The following is a 19,950-nucleotide window of genomic DNA, read 5'->3' as shown; positions in this document are numbered from 1 at the left end:
CCCTGTTTCCTTTCCTGTTTATTTATAAGTTTTGTTTTAATTTCCGGGCAACTTCCTGCGGCGTTAAATCTACGGCTACCATGGTGCCCCGGTTATCGAATAAAATATTAAAAGGAATATCCCGGATCCGGAATCTTCGATACTCAAAAGCATCCTCGCCTTTCAACTCCGACACGTGCTGGAAAGTGAGCGCTTCATCCGCAATGGCCTGGGTCCAGGCTTTATAATCCTGGTCGAAGGAAACCGCAATTATCTCGAAGCCCTGTTTTTGGTGTTGCTGGTAAAGTCTCTGGTATTCGGGCATCTGCGCCCGGGAAGGAACGTTCCAGGAGGCCCAGAAAGTAAGTAAGGTATATTTATTCTGACTAAATATTTTCTTAACGTCCAGTTCTGCTTTAGCCGGGGTTTTACCTTTTAAATAAGTAATGCTGCTGCCCACCCAGTGTTGCTTCGACCGAGCCGGTTTATTGGATAAATTGAGTTTCCGGGCTAAAGCTTGTCCGTAAAAAGTTAGCTGGCGGCTTAAAGGCAGCGCATTAAAATAGCGGTAAAAGCGGTAATTGGTTGTTTTTTCGTGGTAGTTTTCCAGCATGGCCAGGATTGCCACTTCCGATTGCGGGTGCTGCCGGATAAACAAATCAGCTGCATAGGCCTTGTACAGTGGTAGTTTATTCGGCAAATCCCGCACCGAATCGGCCCAGGCGTTAATGAGTTTGGGGTTGCCGGAGTCATAAGTAGATCGGTAAGCCGCATAAGTCTTTTTTTCCTTTTTCAAATATTCTACTACCAGGCTGTCCTGCAATAAAAAATATTTGGTTATTTCGGCCTGTACCGGCGAATTAGAAGTAATGCTAATGTTGTCAAAAGAGCCCGGTCGTCCGGCGGCGTGTAGCTCGCTCTGGACCGGCTGCCATTCGCCGGGCACCAGTCCTTTCGTATCCGCCGTCAGGTGCACCGCGGTGGCGGGTAAATAAATAATGGCTACCATGGGCTGGCCGGTTGCTTTATCTTTGATGTGTACTTCGTAAAAGCCGGCCCGGGTGGTACGGCCTTTTATCGTAAAATGATTATTCTTTACCGAATCGACCCGGATGGGCGTTTGCTGAACATATTTATATTGGTTATAATCGTACAGTTGTAATTTTACTTCGCAGCCTTCGCAGTTAGCCACCGCCCCGGTAACTTTATAGCCACGCCCTTTTAAATGCTTTACTTCCTGCTGACAGGCGGCCAAACTAAGCAGGGCTAGCATCCACAACCAGATATTCCTATTTACCTTCATCTAAGCCAATATAATCAGGAGTTGAAAACAATTTAATAATTTAAAGGAAAAATAAACAGCTAAAAAGCTTATTTCAGCGCACCGGAGAATGAATAAAAATGGCCTTTCGGCCAGTAATTATCCACGCGGTTGGCTACAGAGAGGGCGAACAACAGAGGTAGAGAATATTTGTGCCCTGCTTCAAATTAAATATTTTCCTTTTCTGTCTGATAGGCGGGCAGGAGGTAGTTTTTACAGGATACAGCAGGATAGGTGAAAAGCTGATGAATTATATCTTTAAGATTACTATAACAGGTTGGTTCTATCGTATACAAAAAGGTTAGCTTTTCGGCGGCTAAACGTTCGCCTATTCACCCTTTTACCTTAAACTATGCTCCGGACTTTATTTACTATTCTGGTTCTTTTAATTTTTTTACCAGCCTTTTCGGCCCTGGCCCAAACCAATGCGGGTAACTACCAATCGGGTTATGAACGCAAGGGTAACGATTTATTCTTTTCCTTAACCAACGCCGATATAAAAATTGAGTTCTGTACGCCCGAAATGTTTCGGGTTCGCACCTCCTGGACCCGCGGATTCGCCGAAAACGAGCCGTACATGGTAATAAAATACAGGTGGGCTACGGTACCCATGCAGGTAACCGAGCAGAAAGATCATTTTCAGGTTAATACGCCCAAATTAAATATTAAAATTACCAAAGCACCTTTTAAAATAGAGGTTTATTCGGCCACCGGAGAACTAATAAATGCGGATGCGCAGGAAGGAGTAACGTTAAACGGACAGACGGTTACGGGTGTAAAAACCTTAGCGCCCGGAGAGCACTTTTTTGGCTTTGGCGAGCGTATGGACTTTCTGGACCAACGGGGTAAACAACTGAATTTAAACGTGGGTCGGGGCAAAGGGCTGCCGCACCACGTTGGTGCTTATAATATTCTGGAAGCAAATTATTCGCCGGTGCCGTTTTTCATGAGCACCCAAGGTTACGGTATATTTTTCCATACGGCTTACCCTTCGGACTGGGATATGGGCCACGCAAATCCTGAAACGTATAGCTTTGCGGCGGAAGGCGGGGAGCTGGATTATTATTTTATTTACGGACCCCAATTTCCGCAACTGCTCGATAGTTATACCAGCCTCACCGGCAAAGCGCCGCTCTTACCTATGTTTGCGTTGGGCCTACACGTGGGTACCTACAGCGGCGGCACCTGGGGCTACGAAGAACTAACTTCCGATGAATACGTGGTAGAACTGGGCCGTAAATTCCGGGATTTGGGCATTCCGGCCGATGTGCTGCACCTGGACTCGACGTGGCGTATTTTTGGGAAAGTTGGCGGCAAGGGGGCTACCTCTTTTGAGTGGCGCGATACTTTTAAAAACCCGGCTGCCATGTTTAAGAGCCTTTATGGCATGAACTACAAAATGGTAGGCCTGCACCTGCGTCCCCGGTTCGATAACGGCGAAAAACTGAATTTGCTGGACCAGGCCCGGGAGCAGGGCTTTGTGTATCCGGAAGCCGATAGCAGTGCCGGCGAATTTGTGAATTTCTTCGACCGGAAGGCCGTGGATTGGTGGTGGCAAAACGGCGTAAAACGGATTGCCGACCTGGGGGCCATGTTTTTGAAAACCGACGAAGGCAGTGCTTTCGGGGCCCCGGCCAACGAAAGCGATAAAGTAGGCCCTACCGGCGAAGACATTAAATGGAAGCACAATATATTTCCACTGGTATACGCCAAAGCGCCCTACGAAAAGTTTCAGCAGTACAACAAAATGCGGGGCATGAACCACACCCGCGAAGGTTACGCCGGCATTCAGCGGTACCCGTTTATTTTTGCCGGCGACTGGCCCAGCGAGTGGCAATATTTTGCCCCGGTAATTAAAGCCGGTTTAAATATTGGTCTGTCGGGCGTGGGCTATTGGGCGCACTGCATGGGCGGTTTCGAACACGTTGCCGACCCGGAGCTGTACATTAGGTGGTGCCAGTTTGGTTTGCTCAGCCCCATTGCCCATTTGTTTGGTATGGAGCACCCGCAGTACAAAGAACCCTGGAACTACGGCGAAGATGCGCTGCGTAACTTTAAAAAATACGATTTACTCCGCTACCGCTTAATTCCTTATTTGTACAGTACCGCTTACCAGAACCACACCACCGGTATGCCACTGATGCGGGCACTGGTTCTGAACCACCAGAACGATCCGAACGTGTACGACATTGCCGACCAATATTACTTGGGCGACAACCTGCTGGTAAACCCGGTAACCACCAAAGGTGCCAAAACCCGCACGGTATATTTACCCGAAGGCACTTGGTTCGACTACTGGACCGGCCAGAAATATACCGGTAAAAAATACGTCCACGTGCTCACCCCGCTCGATACCATTCCAATATTTGCCAAAGGCGGCGCCATTATCCCAATGCAGCCCGAAATGAAATATATCGGCGAGAAACCGGTTAGTACCATTACCCTGGATGTATTTCCGCACGGTTCTTCGGCCTTTGAATTATACGAAGACGACGGTCGCAGTCTGAATTACCAGAGAGATCAGCAGGCTATCACCCGCATCACTTCTGATTTATCTGATTCTCTGTTTACGTTAAATATTTCCAAACCAAAAGGACGATATAAACCAAGCCGGCATAATTATATGGCCAAAATTCACCTTGATACTGATCGGGTACCCGTAGCAATTAACGAAAACGGCCGCAAAGTGCCGCCTTTTAACAATCTGGCTTCGTTGGGGAAAAGGGGAGGCTGGTACTATAATAAAACTTACCGAATATTATGGGTAAAAACCAACCGCACCAACAATGCCGATATTAAGCTTACGGTAGCGTTGTAGTTACATATTTATTTAATGTATCTCTGGCGCGAGTGGGGAGAAAAGAAGATAGTAAAGAGAAAATTATACGAATATCCTGATACCTGCTACTTGAAACCAATAATCCATAAACACACTTTGGTCATGCAAATAAAACGTTTACTTAACCTTTCTTTGCTTTTAGCTACCGGACTCTTGTTGAGCTGGGCCCCGGCTAATCCCAAACCAAATATTATCATTATTATGGCCGATGACATGGGCTACTCGGATATTGGCTGCTTTGGTTCGGAAATAAAAACGCCTAACCTGGATGCCTTAGCGAAAGACGGTTTGCGCATGACTCAGTTTTACAATGCCTCCCGTTGTTGCCCATCCCGCGCCGCTTTGTTAACCGGCCTGTACCCCCACCAGGCCGGCGTCGGGCACATGGTAAACGAAAGAGAACACCCGTCGTACCGGGGCATGCTGAATAAAAATTGCGTAACCATTGCCGAAGCCTTAAAAGCCGGTGTTTATAGCACCTTTATGGCCGGTAAATGGCACCTGAACGCCCGCCCGGAACAATGGCCCCGCAAACGGGGCTTCGACCGTTATTTTGGTTTGCTCGATGGGGCCAACAGCCACTTTGGCAACCGGCCGTACCGGCCCAACCAAAAACTCACTTACTTGCTGGACGATACCGAATATACCCCCGGTCCAAATTTTTATTCTTCCGATGCCTATACCCATTACGCCATCCAGTTTATTCAGGAAAACAAAACTAAAAGCCAGCCTTTCTTTTTGTACCTGGCCTACACCGCGCCACACTGGCCCTTGCACGCCTTACCCGCCGATATTGCCAAATACAAAGGCAAATATTTAAAAGGCTGGGATAAACTGCGCGAGGAGCGTTACCAGCGCCTGCTCAGTATGGGTATTATAGATAAATCCACGAAGCTATCGCCGCGCGACGAAGAAGTGCCGGCCTGGGAAACTTTATCGGCAGCGGGAAAAAAAGCCTGGGACGAAAAAATGGCCGTATACGCCGCCATGGTTGACAGAATGGACCAGAATATTGGCAAGCTCCGGCAAACTTTAACCCAAATAGGGGCGGATAAAAACACCATTATTATGTTTTTATCGGATAATGGCGGCAGCCACGAAGATATTGGGGGTACCAGCTTTACCCCGGAAATCAGAGCCGCGAATAATAAACCCGCCAGTGATCCCACCTCTTTTACCGCTTACGAATACGAAGGCGCTAATCTTAGCAATACGCCTTTCCGCAAATACAAACACCTGGAACACGAAGGCGGCATTGCCACGCCTTTTATCGCTTATTACCCGGGAGTAATTAAAGGCGGTAGTTTAAACCACCAGCCGGCTCACATTACCGACCTCATGGCTACCTGCCTGGAACTAGCCGGCGTAAAATATCCCGAAACTTACCAGGGCAATGTCATCAAACCCCTCGAAGGTATCAGCTTAATGCCTTTATTTAAAGGGCAGCAATGGGCTGGGCATAAAGCAATCTATTTCGAGCACGAAGGTAACCGCGCCGTTCGGCAAGGCGACTGGAAACTTTTATCGAGTTACCCCGAAAACAAATGGGAACTCTACAACCTGAAAACCGACCGGACCGAACTGCACGATTTAAGCCAAAGCCAACCGGAGAAAGTGAAAGCGCTAGCCAGCCTCTACGATGCCTGGGCCAGCCGGGCCGGGGTGGTTCCGTTTGCCCAGCTGGTACAGATGGATAAGGAAAAGAAGAAATAGAACACTTAATGTCTATGGCGAAAAATACTGCACATCTTTAATTCCTTAATAAAATACGTCCACGCTTGTCTTCCGGGAGAGACCTTTTTAGCAGGTAGCCAAAAAGTTTCCTGCTGAATGACAAGTGTGGGTTCACAAACCTTCTACTTTTAGTTAAGTATTGTAATTACTTTATAGATATACGTCATGCAGCGATTTGCTTTTAAAATGAAACTAAAACCCGGTTTTGCAGCCGAATACCAGAAACGGCACAGTGAAATCTGGCCCGAACTGGCCCAATTGTTAAAAGAAGCCGGCGTAAGCGATTATTCAATTTTCCTGGATGAAGAGACCAATACCCTCTTTGCCGTACAGAAACAAGCCGGCCAATCGTCGCAGGATTTGGGCAGTACCGCCATTGTGCAGAAATGGTGGGCATATATGGCTGACATCATGGATGCCAACCCGGATAATTCGCCGGTATCTGTGCCTTTAAAAGAAGTATTTTATTTACCTTAACTTCCGAAGCAGGCGCTGCCCTATTCGCTACCACAAAAATTACTGCTTATTATTTTACTTTAATGACTTCCAATTTTAAAATATTCCTGGCGCTGGCGCTTTGCGGCACCTTATTAACCAATTGCCAAAAGCCGCAAAACAACAGTGTTACTGCCAATGCCGGCCCAACTGCTGCAACCGCCAATATTTGGCCCGAAGTAAAAAAAGAAAACCGCCCCTGGACCCGCTGGTGGTGGATGGGCAGTGCCGTGGATGAGAAAAATATCGGCCGGTTGTTAGGCGAATATTCCCGGGCGGGTTTGGGCGGCGTAGAGATAGCCCCTATTTACGGAGCTATGGGCCACGAGAGCCGATACATTGAATTTTTATCGCCGCAGTGGATGAATATGCTGGATTTTACGGTAAAGCAAGCCGGCAACTTAGGCATGGGCGTAGACATGACCCAAGGCACCGGCTGGCCCTTTGGCGGTCCGCAGGTAAAACCCGAGTACGCCGCTTCCAAGCTAATTATTCAGCAATATTCCTTAAAAGCAGGGCAATCGTTAACGGAGAATATCCTGGTGAAGGATGCAAAACAGCAGGAACTGGGGCCAATACTGCAAGCCGTAATGGCCTACGGCGACAAAGGCGAAATTTTAAATATTACGGATAGGGTGAACGCGGCTGGAAAACTAGACTGGACGCCCAAAACCGGCAACTGGCAAATCTACGCCGCTTTTAACGGCAAAACCCGCCAAATGGTAAAGCGGGCGGCCCCCGGCGGCGTTGGCTATACCCTAGATCACCTGAATAAAGATGCCGTGACCGCTTACCTGGAACGCTTTAGCCAGGCTTTCGGGAATAAAAATTACGGTGTGCGGGCCTTTTACAACGATAGCTACGAAGTATACGGGGCCGATTGGACACCTTCATTTTTAGAGGAATTTCAGAAGCGCCGGGGCTACGATCTGCGGCCTTATTTGCGGGAACTGGTAAGCGAAGAAAAAACCGAGAATATTGCCCGCCTCAAAGCCGATTACCGCGAAACCATGAGCGAAATGGTGCTGGAAAATTTTACACGTCCCTGGACAGCCTGGGCCCACCAACGCAACAGCATTACCAAGAATCAGGCCCACGGCTCGCCGGGTAATTTACTCGATTTGTACGCCGCCGTCGATATTCCGGAAGGGGAAACCTTTGGTTCCAGCTACTTTCCCATTCCGGGTTTGCGCCGCGACAGCGCCGATATCCGTAACGTTGATCCGGACCCAATCATGCTGAAATTTGCGTCGTCGGGGGCGCACGCATCCGGTAAAAACCTGATTTCTTCCGAAACCTTTACCTGGTTGGGCGAACATTTTAAAACTTCCTTTTCGCAGGGCAAGCCCGAAGTAGAGCAGGTGTTTTTAGCGGGCGTAAACCACGTTTTTTACCACGGCGTAACGTACTCGCCGGAAGATGTGGCCTGGCCGGGGTGGTTGTTTTATGCCTCGCTTAACCTTACTCCGGCCAATAGTTTATGGCCGCATTTCCGGGGTCTGAATGATTACATCACCCGTACCCAATCGGTGTTGCAGGCGGGTAAACCCGATAACGAATTAGCCATTTATTGGCCGGTGTACGATTTCTGGAACCAGCCCGAAGGCCGGGAACGCCTCATTACGGTGCATTCCATCGACGAATGGCTGCATCCCACCCCGTTTTACAAACAGGTGAAAAATTTAATGGCTACCGGGTACTCGCTGGATTTTGTTTCAGATAAAATGCTGGCTGCCGCCGACGTAAGCAACGGTGCCATCCGTACTTCTCCGGCTGCCCCGGCCCATAATGTTTTGCTCGTGCCGCAGGCCAAATACATGCCCGTAGCAACACTTCAGAATATTCTGAAACTAGCCAATGCCGGTGCCACCGTAATAATTGAACAACTGCCTACCAATGTACCCGGGCTGCACGATTTATCTAATCAGCGACAAAAACTAAAACAGTTAACCGGTTCGCTCGCCTTTACCGATGCCGGTAACGGCATCCGGCAACTTAAAACCGGCTCCGGGCAAATCCTGCTCACGCAAGATGTTCCCGGGGCGCTGACAGCAGTAGGTGTAAACCGCGAAACCTTGGCCGATACGGGTTTAAAGTTTATCCGTCGGGAAATTCCGGAGGGCAAATATTACTACCTGGTAAACCACACGGCCAAAGCCATTGATACAACCATACCGCTAAATATGGAGGCCACTTCCGTCGTAATAATGGACCCGCAGAGTGGCCGGGCCGGCTTAGCGGCTACAACAAAAGCCCAGAATAAAACAAGTGTCAGGATACAATTGCAATCCGGCGAAGCGCTTATACTTAAAGCAACCAATGCGCCAACTGCAGGGGTAATTGCCTGGCAGTACCTCGACAATCCGGACCAAACCCAGGAAATAAGTGGCACGTGGGCGCTGCATTTTACGCAGGGTGGCCCGGATTTGCCTGCCGATCAGAGACTGAAGCAACTTCTATCCTGGACCGAACTGCCGGATAAAAAAGCTGAATATTTCTCCGGCACGGGCGAATATACCATTACCTTTAACCTGCCCGCTAAAAAGGCCGGCGAATACGTGCTGGACTTGGGCAAGGTAAACGAAAGTGCACGGGTCTGGCTGAACGGCCAGGAGGTAGGTATTTTGTGGAGTATTCCGTTCCGGGCGCGGGTGGGCCAATATTTAAAACCCGGTAAAAATACCCTGAAAGTAGAAGTAGCCAATTTAATGGCCAACCGCATCCGGTACATGGACCAGCACAAAATTGAATGGCGCCGCTACCACGAAATAAATTTTGTGAATATCAACTACAAACCGTTCGATGCTTCGGTCTGGAGACCCATGCCGTCGGGGTTAATGGGTCCGGTAACCTTAACGGCTTACAGCACCCGGAATCAGTAAGAAATTGAAACAACTATCACTAGCAATTACAGCGCTGGAAGTGTATTTTCCTTTCCACGGTCTGTGCCCTACATAGCCCTGAAGAGTAGCCTTGGGCTTCTTTCGGTTTTTGGGGGCACAAACCACTGATTGGTGCTATCTAAATTGATACCTGAATGGTAAATGAATTAATTATTGAAGTGTTGCTTACAAATTCTTCCTTATTTTTAGCGTCAAACTTTAATTAATGGCATATTTCCTAAGTTGTGATTGGGGTACCTCGGCTTTTCGGTTACGGTTGGTGAACACCAATCATTTAAAAGTTGACGCCGAAGAAACTTCTGATAAAGGCATAGCCGCTACTTTTCAAAAGTGGCGCGAAACCCAAAATCCAGATCGGACGGCATTTTATTTGAGCATTATTGCCGAGCACATTCAAAAACTGGAGAAAAGGTTAAGCCTGAATCTGGAGAACGTGCCGGTCTTGATTTCGGGAATGGCATCGTCTTCTATTGGTATGCTGGAACTGCCGTACCAAGACTTGCCTTTTGCGTTAGATGGCTCGGATATAAAAGCCGAAATTATAAAAGCCAATGCAAGCTTTCCGCACGTAGTTGTCCTCATATCGGGGGTAAAGAGCGAACACGATGTGATGCGCGGCGAGGAAACCCAGTTAATTGGTTTGGTACCAGAACAGCCGGGGGGCGGGCAGGAGCAGGTTTTTATTTTCCCGGGTACCCACTCCAAGCATATCAGTATAAAAAACAACCGGGCCGTTGCTTTTAAAACCTACATGACCGGGGAATTTTTCGCCTTATTATCCCAAAAGAGTATTTTAAGCGCCACCGTAGAACCCACCAACAATTTTGATGAACCGGCCCTGCAAAACAGCTTTATTCGGGGTGTGCAGGCGGCGGGCAGCGTTAATCTGCTGCACGCGGCATTCCGGGTCAGGACCAATAATTTATTCGGGAAGTTTACCCCGCCGGAAAATTTTAATTACCTGAGTGGGTTATTAATTGGAACGGAGCTACAGGATTTACTTCAAAATAAAAATATTCCGATTAGCTTAGTGGCCGGGCAACAGTTGCAAAGATACTATACCACCGCTCTGCAGGCCCTAGGGCTTACAAACCAGGTACAAACTTTTCCGGCCCAGGTGGTAGACGAAGCCGTGGTGCATGGGCAATACAAAATATACCAGCGTTTAACTAATCTGTAAACAGAAAAAGATGAGTCAGAATTTTTCCTGGGACCACTTCCATAAAGTGCCGGTAATAGGCATTATGCGCAACATGCCACCCCATCAAACCGAAGCTTTGGCAGATTGTTATGCCTCGGCCGGCTTAACTACTTTGGAAATAACCATGAATTCGGCGGGTGCCGCTGAAACCATTACCCGGCTAGCGCAAGATTACGGCGACCGCTTAAATATTGGAGCCGGTACGGTTTGCGATTTGCAGGATTTAGACAAAGCGCTGAAGGCCGGTGCCAGCTTTATTGTAACGCCCATTCTCGACGAAGCAGTTATCCGGGCGTGTGTGGCGGCGCATATTCCGGTCTTCCCGGGTGCCTATACACCTACCGAAATATTTAAAGCTTGGCGGTTAGGAGCCAGTATGGTGAAAGTTTTTCCGGCGTCTAAGTTAGGACCCGAGTTTATAAAAGAGCTGCTGGCCCCACTCAATTACCTGAAACTGTTACCGACCGGCGGCATTAACCTGCAGAATTTCCGGGAATATTTTAAAGCGGGTGCGCAGGGCGTTGGTATTGGCAGTGGCCTGTTTCCGGCCGAATTAATTAAGCACGATCGGTGGGATGAATTAAAAGAACTGTATAGTCAAATTGTTCAGGAGGTAGCCGCCTGCGTGGCGCCTAATTAAAGAGCCAGGCAGCCACAACCAAGTTTAAAATATTAAAGGAATAATGCCAGATAGTATAAACTAGCTGCCATTAATTAAACCTCACAGGTCTTTAAGGCCTGTGAGGTTTGTGCAACCGGTATAACCATAGTTCTGCTGGAAGATGGTTCAAAATATTTTAGGGCCGATAGTTCCAGCATATTTTCTAGAGTTAAACCGCAGCGGAATAGCAAAAGATTTCGTCTTGAACCCAAAGCGCCTGCGCCAGTATTTATAGAGCAGGCGCTTTGGGTTTAAATTAATCTGTTCTGCTTTATCAGGGGTTCATTAACTGGCCAATAAATAAGATGGCGTTGGAAGATTTCTCGCGGATAAGAAATATAAAAGGACGATCTACCTGAATAGTGGGGGGCAAGGAGGTTAATACCACCCCAACCGAAGTAGCCGCTGCGGCTTCGGTACCTTCTTCGTTAACTTCCACAAACGTTTTGTGCATCACTTCACTAATGGCTAAACCACCAGTACTGCCGGCCACCATCCGGCTGAAGTTGGCCTGGTTAGAAAAAGCTTCTCCCATACCCAATTGTTTCAGCGTTTCCTTAAGCTCTTTTTTATATTCCAGCTTAAACTTAGGTAGGCGCAGGTCTAATTTGGTGGTATTGGCTTTGCCCAGCCAGGTGGCTAACTGGTCGGCATTTAGTTGCCGGGTTAAGTTGCTTACCGTTTCCTGCCCATTGGGTACAATTATGGTCATACTGAACTGCCGGTTGCCGTAAGGTAAATCAATTACTTGCTTGCTGGCATCGTTAAAATAGAGGTATTCGCCATTTTTCAGGGTCATGAAATCTACCTGGGCGGTGCTGCCATCTTCCTGGCGGAACGGCGCTTTTTGGGTTAACTTTTTATCGAACGGGTAAGTCCAAGTGCCTTTAAAATAAAGGGCATTCACCAGAAACAGCACATGGTCGGGCCTGATTTCCTGCACGATGTCGGGAATTTTACCCTGGGTCTTTTCCTTTACCCAATCGTTAATCGTGTTTTTAGCCGTGGGCGAACTGAAATTTAGCTTTTGTACCGTAGCATTGAAGTAGGTTTGGTTTTGCTGCACAAAAGGAGCCTGTAATTCGTATTGCTGGGCATACCAGATGGAATTGGCTGTAGTAAAGTTAACCTGGTTATCTAAACCAGTCAACAGATCCTGCAGGCTCTTAAACGATTGATTAATTTCTTTGTCGGTTTGGAGCGCAAATCCCAAGGTTTGCTGCATGGCTTCTTTGGTGGTGCCGTCGGCACCGTTCAGGGCCATCGTCAGGGCCGATGATATGCTCAAAGGCGAAACAAACAGGTTCTGGTTTGGCTGTTGCGGCTGCAGCTTTTGCAAAAGCCGGAACGCAAAATCGTTAGAACTACTAACAGTTTTTGCTTCCTGGGCCGTTAAAGGTCGCAAGTCAGTCGTGTTATATTTTGGGCTGTTGGTTAAATCTTTCTGGCAGGAAAGAAACAAAAATGCTGCTGTCATACCTAATAATGCAGTTTTGAGGGTGGTATTTTTCATGGTCTTTTAATAATAAAATACTCCTTTTAAGCGGCCCGGAATAATTTTCGGGTTATCCGCGTTCAAAATCATGACCCTGAATGAGAGCAAGTAGTTGCATTTAATACGTTAACTACCGGCTTAAATTATTTCCTTTTCACCTGAATTACCCGCTGTCCTTTAAGTTCTGTGTTCCTCCAATAATAAACCCGAAGCCAAATTTCCGGATATTTCCTTTAGATAAGGTCTGGAAATAAGCTGTACTTTATCTTAACGCAGTAAAGTGCGTAGAAACGGGCATGGCCGAACAACCACCCTTAATTTTGACTTTACAACTAGATGAGCCGGCTTTCGCTTATTTCAACGCCTTACGCCAAGCGCATTTTCCGGCAAATATAAATTACCTGGACGCGCATTTAACCCTGTTTCATCATCTGCCTAATACCCCGGCGGTATCCGGTTTGCTGGAGGAGGTAGCAGTTAGGCAATCTATTATTTCGCTGGAAGTATCGGCAGTAATAAAATTGGGACGGGGCGTCGCTTATAAAATGCAGAGTCCGGCTTTAACGGCTTTGCAGGAATATTTGAAGCAGCAATGGCAGCCGTGGCTTACCCCACAAAACAGGCAAGGTTTTCGTCCGCACATTACCATCCAGAACAAAGTGGAAGTCGAAACTGCTAATCAATTATACGAAGAGCTTGCGGCCGCATTCAGCCCATTCACTGCAAAAGGAGTTGGGTTAAGTTTGTGGGAATACCGCGGCGGGCCTTGGCACAAAGTCCGGGATTATAATTTCCGTAATATTTAACGTGCGGCCCGGTGAAGGTTATAAAAAATAGCTGCTCTCAGCATGACACAACAGGATAATTTCTTATTTCTGACAAGCTATCTTTAATATTGTTTAAGTAAGTATTATAACCAAAACAATTTGCCGGAAAAGCCTATGCGAGAAATAGCCATCGTGACTAAAAAAGAATATTTGGGGAATAAATTAAAAGTACTAACCATGGGCTTATTGTTGAGTGCGAGCTTACCGGCAATGGCTCAAACCAAGCCGGCTAAGGCCAACGATATAACCACCCCGCTGCACTTGCTTCAACCCGAATACCCTACACCCTACGGCAAACCGGCGGTAGAGGAAGTGACCAAAGTGCTGAACCGGGTGTATACCTATTTGGAAGCGGTCACGCCCGCCAAAGTAATAAACAGCAAAACCAAAGCCGAAATAATAGATTTTAAAAAGCTAAACGCTGATGCTATTTTTGCGCCGGGCGATTTCCGGCTGACGAGTTACGAATGGGGTGTAACGTATGCGGGTATGCTGCTGGCCGGCGAAGCTACCGGCGATAAGCGCTTTACCGAATACACCAACAAACGCCTGAAACTAATAGCCGATTTGGCGCCCCATTACCTGGCCCAACTGAAAACTAATCCCCAGGCACCTTCGCCCATTAAATCGGTGCTGACCCCGGACGCCCTCGACGATGCCGGAGCCGTTTGTGCTGCTATGATCAAAGCTTCGCGGTCTGGTTTAAAAGCCGATTTACGGCCGGTGATTGATAATTATATTAACTATATCAGCAACAAAGAATTTCGCTTACCCGATGGTACGCTGGCCCGCAACCGGCCGCAACCCAATACCCTCTGGCTCGACGATTTATTTATGAGCGTGCCGGCGCTGGCCCAGATGGGCAAACTCACCGGCGAGCGGAAATATTACGACGATGCCGTGAAGCAGGTACAGCAGTTTTCGCAGCGCATGTTTAACAAAGAGAAAGGGGTGTATATGCACGGTTGGGTTCAGGCCATGGACGAACACCCGCAGTTTCATTGGGCACGGGCCAATGGCTGGGGCGTTATGACAATGGTAGAGTTATTGGACGTGCTGCCGAAAGACCATCCGGGTTACCAAGGCGTATTAGCACAACTGCAGGCGCATATAAAAGGGTTAGCAGCTTACCAGGATGGCACTGGTTTCTGGCACCAGCTCCTCGACCGCAACGATACTTACCTCGAAACTTCGGCTACGGCCATTTACGCTTATTCTATTGCGCGGGCCATTAACCAAGGCTACGTAGATAAACTAGCTTATGCCCCCATGACGCTACTGGCCTGGAACGCCGTGGCTACGAAAGTAAACCAAAGCGGAGGGGTAGAAGGAACCTGCGTAGGAACCGGCATGGGTTTCGACCCGGCTTTTTATTATTACCGCCCTATTAATGTATACGCGGCCCACGGCTATGGTCCCGTACTGCTGGCCGGTGCCGAAGTAATTAATCTGTTGAAAAAAGAAGCTTTTGAAATAAACGACAGCTCCTTGCAACTAAAAGCTGCCACCCGTTAATAAAACTTGCTACTGTAACGCAAAACGAAGTTCTGGTTGAATGAAGCTAATAAAAGAAGCTTATATAGCGGTAAATTATTGTCATTCAGAAGGAAACTTGTTCGTGACCTGCTAACAAGGTTCCTCCTGAGTAACAGCTTTTAATTAGATGTCGCCGCTTAGCTAAACTTTTGATAACATTAATTAATAAAACCAAAAGAAAACGCCTGCTGAACACAATCAGCAGGCGTTTTTTTAGGTCCTAATTGGTGTCAGGATTAATTATAACCAGGATTCTGGGTAAACTCGGCTTTGTTGGTAATCGCATCTAGTTGTACCTGCGGAATGGGGCGTACGGTATGGAAAGCCTTGATATTGTTTTTGGCATCCGGGTTATATTTCTGCACGTATTCTACCAGTTTGCCAGTCCGTTTCAGATCGTACCACCGCATTTGTTCGCCGGCAAACTCCCGCGCCCGTTCATCCAGTATAAAATCCAGGTTCAGGTCGGCGGTGGTAATTCTCATTTCCGCTTCTTTGCCGGCAATGGCGCGTTTGGTACGTAAAGTATTGATGAGCTGTACGGCTTCGGCCGGGTTGGTTTGCATCTGGGCTTCGGCGGCAATCAGGTAAAGTTCTGCTAACCTAATTACAAAAGCATCGCGCGCACTCCATTCCTGGTTAGCCGTCAGGCGGGTAGGGTCCATGAATTTCTTTAACTGAATAAACTGCGACCGCAGCAACGGCGAACCATCGGCCCGGTACATCAAATTCCGGTCGAATATTTTGTAGCGGCCGGCGGCCCGGGCAGTTTGGCTGGCGGTCGCGGCATTTTTGTAAAATACCATGGATGTATCGCCCACGCTCATCTGCGGATAGCCGTTAACCGCGCCATCTTTCAGGTTCGGAATATTAGCAATCCAGGCGGTCTGGAAGCTGCCGTTATACCGCTGATCGGCTTTTTCGTTGTATAAATCCAGCAAATGCAAAGTAGGCATAAATCGCTGGTAAGGGCGGCCGTAGGCAATCGAACGTTCCATACCGGGCTGCTTGTCGTACACCATAATATAAAACAAATGACCGTTATTGCCTTTGCCGGCGGTGGCATCGTAATCACCGTTCATGGTATCGTCGTTGGTGTAATTTACGTAGTACACCACTTCGGAATTAGTACCGCCTTCGCTGTTTTTCATGTCCCACAACGAGGCGTAATCGCTAAACAAGGTGTAACGGCCGCTGTTAATTAAATCTTTGGCCAAGGTGGCAGCTTCGGCGTAAAGGGCAGCATTTTTGGTTTCGCTGGCGCGGGTCAGGCACATGCGCGCTTTAAAAGCTTTGACCACATCCTGCGTAATCCGACCATCCGTCGATTTTTTAGCGGCTAAATTGGCAATGGCCACATCTAAATCAGCGAATATGGTTTTGTAAAATTCTTCGGACGGTGTTCGCTGGGCGGTGGTTACGGCCCCTACGGTTGGCTCGGTGTATAAAACCGCATCGCCCCAGGTTTCGGTTATCAGCGATAAATACAAAGCCCGCAAAAATCTCACTTCGCCTTCGTATTGTTTATTCTGGCTTTCGCTTAATATATTGCTGGGCAGCAAGGATAAAGCCGTGTTGGTGGTATTCAGGGCTTTGTACAAATGGCCCCAGTAATCTTTTACATTCGGCTGGGCCCCGTTTAAATCCACGGAATAATCGGAAATCTGGTTGGCTTTGTTATCGCCCCCGCGCAAAAACAGGTCGGTGCCGGATTCGGTTAAGCCAAAGCCATGTTCTTTGCCGTACCACAGGCGGGTGCCGGAATAGCATGCATTTACGGCGCTGGTAATGCCTAATTCGGTATTAAAATAAGGGTCCTGGGTTAAACCGCTTTTGTTTTCTTCCGCCAGATAATCTTCACAGGAAGTTAAACCTAAGCTTGCTACCGCCAGCATTAAAGCTAATATTTTATTTTTCATTTTATTTCTGATTAAAATTAATAGGTAATAAACAGGGGAATATGCGGCTTATTATAAGCCAACATTAACCCCAAATATTATTTGCTTCGGCAACGGAAAACTTAAATCACCACCGCGTTCCGGATCGTAATCTTTCATGTTGCTGAAAACAAAGTAGTTTTGCAAAGTGCTGTACACCCGTATTTTGCCCACGCCGGCTCTTTTCAGCAGCGCCGCCGGTAAATTATAACCCAGCGAAACATCCCGGATTTTCACAAAAGAGCCATCTACATAACCCAGCGTTGACTGGAACAAATAATTGGTGGTAGAGTAAGAGCTGTTGGGCCGCGGAAAAGCGTTGGTGGGGTTTTCGGGGGTCCAGTAATCAATATTGGAACCGTTTTCGAGGGCACTCGGTTTGTAACCGCCGGCATTGTACTCGTAATTAATAAATTGCCCCACGCGGCCGTACACAAACACGCCTAAATCAAAATTTCGGTACGAAAAGTTGTTGTTAAACCCGAACGAATATTTAGGTACCCGCGAAAAAGTAGTCCGGTCGGCGGGGTCAATTTTGCCGTTGTTGTTTAAGTCGGCCACTTTTACGTCGCCGGGCTTGTACCCGCCCATAGCGGTAGCCGCATCTTCTTCACCTAATTGCCAGATACCAATTTTTTTATAGTCGTAAAATACCCGGGTTGGCGAGCCAACAAACCAACTGTTGGCTTCGTTGCGGGTTACGCCGTTATTCAGAGCTACAATTTTTTCGCGGTTCAACTGGAAGGTATAATCGGTAGACCAGTTAAAGCCCGGGCCGGTAATATTTTGCGTATTTAAGGAAAGCTCCACGCCTTTATTTTCGGTTTGGCCAATATTTTCCATTATTTCGGAATAACCGGTGGCCGGCGGCAAGAGGCTAGGCAACAATAAATCGGAAGTACGCGACAGGTACGCATCAACGCTACCAGCAATCCGGTTACCTAGGAATCCAAAATCTACCCCGGCATTGTAAGTGGCCGTTGTTTCCCAGGTAAGGTTGGGGTTAGGAATAACGCTGGGCCAGTAGCCGTAAGCCGCCGTGGTACCAAAAGCATACGCCGATAAAGATAAACCGCCTAAAGTTGCGTACGGATCGATAGCGCTGTTACCGGATTTACCCCAGCTAACCCGCAGTTTCAGGTTATCCAGTGCGGTAATATCTTTCATAAACGGCTCTTCAATTACACGCCACGCCACAGAGGCCGATGGGAAATAGCCCCATTTGCTTCCTTTCGCTAACACCGACGAACCATCGGCCCGCAGCGAACCTTGCAGAATATAACGGTCTTTAAACTTATAATTGATACGGCCGAAGAAAGAGGCAATCTGGGTTTCGCGCAGGCGGCTGCCGATGGCTTTAGAAGCCGTGTTGGAATTAATGTCGTAAAACGAAGTAATAGGAGAGGCCTGGTTGTTGCCGGAAGCATCATATTCTTCGTAGTTGGTACCAATAGAACTGGTTCCTAATAATCCCTGAAAAGCGTGTTCGCCAAAAGTTTTGTTATAATTTAAGGTGTTTTCCCAGGTGTAATTAAAAGTATTGCTGATGTTAACGCCGGATCTGGAATTACGACCTACGTTGGCAATGGTGTTGTGGCCGCGGTAAAAGCCGTTCCGATAGTCCCGGATATCGAGGCCAATCGTAGATTTAAATAATAAATCTTTGTGCAGTTGTACATCGAGGTAAGCCGAAGAAAAAAGGCGCTTATCCAGAATATTGTTTTCGAAAACGCCAGGTTGCTCGTCGGCCAACGGGTTAAACTGAGCGCTGTAACCCGGCGCCGGGTTCAAGATTAATTTACCGGTTTCGTCGAAAGCTTTGGCAATGGGTAATATTTTGTTGGCCATGTTCAGCGGGTTGTCGCGCTTATCCTGGTTTTTGAACGTGTAAATAGCCGATACGCCTACCCTGAAAACATTTGATATTTTGTGATCGACGCTTACTTTACCGTTTACCCGCCGGAAAATATCGTCCAGCAGTAAGCCCCGGTCGCGCTGGTAGCCACCCGACACCGAGAAAGAAGTTTTCTCGTTGCCGCCGGTCAGGTTCAGCTCGTAGTTTTGCAGCAAGCCGTTGTGGAAAATATAGCTTTGCCAGTCCTCAAACTGCTTGTTCTGTAAATATTCCAGCTCCGTTACCTGAAAAATATCTTTATCGTCGCGGTAAACGCCGTTGTTGGTGGTGCGGTAGGCTTCGCGTTTCAACTGGGCATACTCGTCGCCGTTCATCATGCGCGGGTATTTGCCCTTCTGGTAGCTCGATACATAAGAGTTAAAAGTAATGCTGGTGCGGCCGGCACTACCTCTTTTGGTGGTAATGATAATAACACCGTTGGCTCCCCGGGTACCATAAATGGCCGTGGAGGCTACATCTTTTAAAACTTCTACCGAAGCAATATCGCTGGGGTTAATATCTACAAACGATCCGTATTGGATACCATCTACCAGCACCAGGGGCTGGTTATCGGCGCGTAAAGACCGGTTGCCCCGCAAAACAATATTTACGTTGGCGCCCGGCTGCCCCGAACTCTGGGTTACATCGAGCCCCGAAACTTTACCCTGTAACGAACGAAGGGCATTGGTGGAAGGAATAGCGAGTAACTCTTCGGTTTTTACCGAAGTAATGGCGCCGGTTACATCGCTCTTTTTCATGGTACCGTAACCCACCACTACCACTTCTTCTAAAGCTTTGGCATCTGTGGCGAGTGTTACGTTAACGGTGGTGCGGTTGTTAATGGCCACTTCTTTGGTCTGGAAACCAATAAAAGAAAAAACCAGCGAGGCACTACCGTTAGGCACGTTCAACGAATAATTGCCTTCGGCATCGGTAGCCGTACCGGTAGAAGTACCTTTTACCAAAACCGTAACGCCGGGCAGGCCACCGCCTTGCTCATCGGAAACTTTACCTGTAATAGGTGTCTGGGCGAAGACAAAAGGTGCTGCTAATAACAGCATGATTAAGGATAAAAATGCGCCCCAATAATACCGGTTAATTTTTTTGTGCATAAGAGTAAATTAAATT

At 47.7% G+C, this 19,950-nt stretch carries 12 protein-coding genes; 8 read left to right on the top strand and 4 right to left on the bottom strand.

The genetic code is table 11. The features are described from left to right. Positions 1-22 precede the first annotated feature (22 nt). A complete protein-coding gene (locus AAE02nite_RS18920; RefSeq protein WP_146901431.1) occupies positions 23-1,282 on the bottom strand; it encodes a TlpA family protein disulfide reductase in 1,260 nt (419 codons plus the stop codon). Between the two features lie 370 nt (positions 1,283-1,652). On the opposite strand from AAE02nite_RS18920, the gene AAE02nite_RS18915 reads away from it, so the two are divergent. The 6 genes from AAE02nite_RS18915 to AAE02nite_RS18890 all read left to right on the top strand — a co-directional run bounded on the left by AAE02nite_RS18915 (position 1,653) and on the right by AAE02nite_RS18890 (position 11,112). Continuing rightward, positions 1,653-4,118 (top strand): glycoside hydrolase family 31 protein, encoded by a 2,466-nt coding sequence (locus AAE02nite_RS18915; RefSeq protein ID WP_146901428.1) that lies wholly within the window; start codon positions 1,653-1,655, stop codon positions 4,116-4,118. Positions 4,119-4,241: 123 nt separating this feature from the next. After that, on the top strand, positions 4,242-5,852 hold the full coding sequence (locus tag AAE02nite_RS18910; protein WP_146901425.1) for an arylsulfatase: 1,611 nt from the start codon (positions 4,242-4,244) through the stop codon (positions 5,850-5,852). Between the two features lie 186 nt (positions 5,853-6,038). Further along, positions 6,039-6,350, top strand: coding sequence for an L-rhamnose mutarotase (rhaM, locus tag AAE02nite_RS18905; RefSeq protein WP_146901422.1), 312 nt, complete (start codon positions 6,039-6,041; stop codon positions 6,348-6,350). 62 nt (positions 6,351-6,412) lie between these two features. Continuing rightward, complete coding sequence (locus AAE02nite_RS18900; protein WP_146901419.1) at positions 6,413-9,250, top strand: glycosyl hydrolase; 2,838 nt, start codon at positions 6,413-6,415, stop codon at positions 9,248-9,250. A gap of 226 nt (positions 9,251-9,476) precedes the next feature. Next, positions 9,477-10,451: a 2-dehydro-3-deoxygalactonokinase gene (locus AAE02nite_RS18895; RefSeq protein WP_146901416.1), complete on the top strand. Its 975-nt coding sequence runs from the start codon at positions 9,477-9,479 to the stop codon at positions 10,449-10,451. Positions 10,452-10,461: 10 nt separating this feature from the next. After that, the gene (locus tag AAE02nite_RS18890; RefSeq protein ID WP_146901413.1) at positions 10,462-11,112 is read left to right on the top strand and encodes a bifunctional 4-hydroxy-2-oxoglutarate aldolase/2-dehydro-3-deoxy-phosphogluconate aldolase; all 651 of its coding nucleotides are present in this window, start codon (positions 10,462-10,464) and stop codon (positions 11,110-11,112) included. Positions 11,113-11,407: 295 nt separating this feature from the next. On the opposite strand, the gene AAE02nite_RS18885 is transcribed toward AAE02nite_RS18890, so the two are convergent. Then, complete coding sequence (locus tag AAE02nite_RS18885; protein ID WP_146901408.1) at positions 11,408-12,646, bottom strand: serpin family protein; 1,239 nt, start codon at positions 12,644-12,646, stop codon at positions 11,408-11,410. Positions 12,647-12,948: 302 nt separating this feature from the next. On the opposite strand from AAE02nite_RS18885, the gene AAE02nite_RS18880 reads away from it, so the two are divergent. Both AAE02nite_RS18880 and AAE02nite_RS18875 read left to right on the top strand, forming a co-directional pair. After that, a complete protein-coding gene (locus AAE02nite_RS18880) occupies positions 12,949-13,434 on the top strand; it encodes a 2'-5' RNA ligase family protein (protein ID WP_218033524.1) in 486 nt (161 codons plus the stop codon). A gap of 198 nt (positions 13,435-13,632) precedes the next feature. Then, positions 13,633-14,970 carry a glycoside hydrolase family 88/105 protein gene (locus AAE02nite_RS18875; RefSeq protein ID WP_146901562.1) on the top strand — a complete coding sequence of 446 codons (1,338 nt, stop codon included), beginning with the start codon at positions 13,633-13,635 and terminating at the stop codon, positions 14,968-14,970. A 257-nt stretch (positions 14,971-15,227) separates the two neighbouring features. Here AAE02nite_RS18875 and AAE02nite_RS18870 read toward each other — a convergent pair whose 3' ends face one another. Together AAE02nite_RS18870 and AAE02nite_RS18865 are read right to left on the bottom strand one after the other, a co-directional pair. Continuing rightward, the gene (locus AAE02nite_RS18870; RefSeq protein ID WP_146901402.1) at positions 15,228-16,910 is read right to left on the bottom strand and encodes a RagB/SusD family nutrient uptake outer membrane protein; all 1,683 of its coding nucleotides are present in this window, start codon (positions 16,908-16,910) and stop codon (positions 15,228-15,230) included. Positions 16,911-16,961: 51 nt separating this feature from the next. Continuing rightward, complete coding sequence (locus AAE02nite_RS18865) at positions 16,962-19,934, bottom strand: SusC/RagA family TonB-linked outer membrane protein (protein WP_146901399.1); 2,973 nt, start codon at positions 19,932-19,934, stop codon at positions 16,962-16,964. Positions 19,935-19,950: the final 16 nt, after the last annotated feature.

The organism is Adhaeribacter aerolatus (assembly GCF_007991635.1).
Lineage (GTDB): Bacteria > Bacteroidota > Bacteroidia > Cytophagales > Hymenobacteraceae > Adhaeribacter > Adhaeribacter aerolatus.
This window is presented reverse-complemented; position numbering and strand designations above follow the sequence as displayed.